General features: G+C 53.0%; 1 protein-coding gene. It reads left to right on the top strand.

Annotation, left to right across the window (positions count from 1 at the left end):
* Nucleotides 1–873: 873 nt before the first annotated feature.
* A complete protein-coding gene (locus ACYVJT_RS15255) occupies nucleotides 874–1,221 on the top strand; it encodes a TAXI family TRAP transporter solute-binding subunit (RefSeq protein ID WP_343959851.1) in 348 nt (115 codons plus the stop codon).
* The last annotated feature ends 72 nt before the right edge of the window (nucleotides 1,222–1,293 follow it).

The raw sequence follows: 1,293 nt of genomic DNA, 5'->3' as shown, positions 1-1,293 counted from the left end.
GTTTGAGCACTTCCATCTTCGAAAAGACCTCGACTTTTTTATGCCTTCAACACACCCCGGTCACCAAACCGATCTACACCCAAAATTCCGAAGAGCCGCTAAACGTCGGCTGTCTGGCAGGACGATGGTTGGATCTTGCCTGCTGAGTAGAATATTGGCCGCGGACTCTGTCTCAACTAGACCGCTGAGTACAGCTACTCGCGGGGCAAATTCATTCCAGTCAGGTAAACCAGATGGGGCAGAAGCGCCGACGCCTAATAAACTCGTTAAGTGTGCGTCACCCACGAGGGGTTTAAAGTTTTCTAGGAGCTCCTGATTAATGTCGGGTGCGCTCATTCCGTTCATCATACTGTCGTAAGCTTCGGGACCGGTATGTTCGGGCGACCGGCAGCGCCACACAGTGGTGTTCCGGTCTTCGCATTGTCGCCGCCGTTTGGTCTCTTATTGCTGTTCGCGTGCTGCCTGGTCAAATCCGATATTGACTGGGTGGCACCACGGAGGTCGTCAGGTTTTTCGATTGACCTGGCGGAGTAAATAATTACGTATAAACACGGGTTTTACCCGATGTGCTTGGTCATCGCCTGTGGTGTCATCGACGTACAGCGGCGTGGGAGGATCACCGGTCTGCATGATTGCCCGCCAAGCCTGCGTATCAGCGCCTCAATCAAGCGAGGCACCAACTCCGATGACGTCACCCGTCGCCTAGGACTTACACCAGTAGTAAGCCCTTGTCACCTATTGAATGTGATGTATATCATGTTATGCTTTCGAAAACGAATTTCGAAAGCATCCCTGGCATTTATGCGTCAGGCCTTTACGGAACGGGCCTCATCACCCGTTGGTGCGTCACTCACACACACGAAGGAGCTTGAAATGAAGTCTCGCCGAATAGTTACAGGAATCACCGCGGTAGTCGCGATAACAGCGCTCGCAGCCTGCGGTGGCGATGCCGATACCAACGGGAATGGGGGAGGAGACGAGCAAGCCGAAGAGAACTTCACCTCCGAACTGATTTTCGCAACGGGTGGCACCGCAGGCGTCTACTATCCCTTTGGTGGGGAGCTCGCCACGATTTACGAGAACGAGATCGAAGACATCTCGGTCAACTATGTGGAATCCGGTGGGTCAGCTGAAAACGTGGGCCAAATCTATCAAGAAGAATGGCAGATCGGTTTTTCTGACAACGGCACAACGAACCTAGTACTACAGTCGTGTTTGTAAAGTGTGGCCGCGTGCTGTGTAGTGATATTGCTGGGCCCGGTATTGGTGTTGACGTCGCCATAATGAGGCTCG

Source organism: Yaniella soli (genome assembly GCF_054782375.1).
Note: the sequence above shows the minus strand (reverse complement) of the source record. Positions and strands in the feature narration are given on the sequence as shown.

Coding starts and splice junctions, on each gene's coding strand:
- ACYVJT_RS15255 (WP_343959851.1), top strand. CDS start 874: ATGAAGTCTCGCCGAATAGTTACAGGAATCACCGCGGTAGTCGCGATA.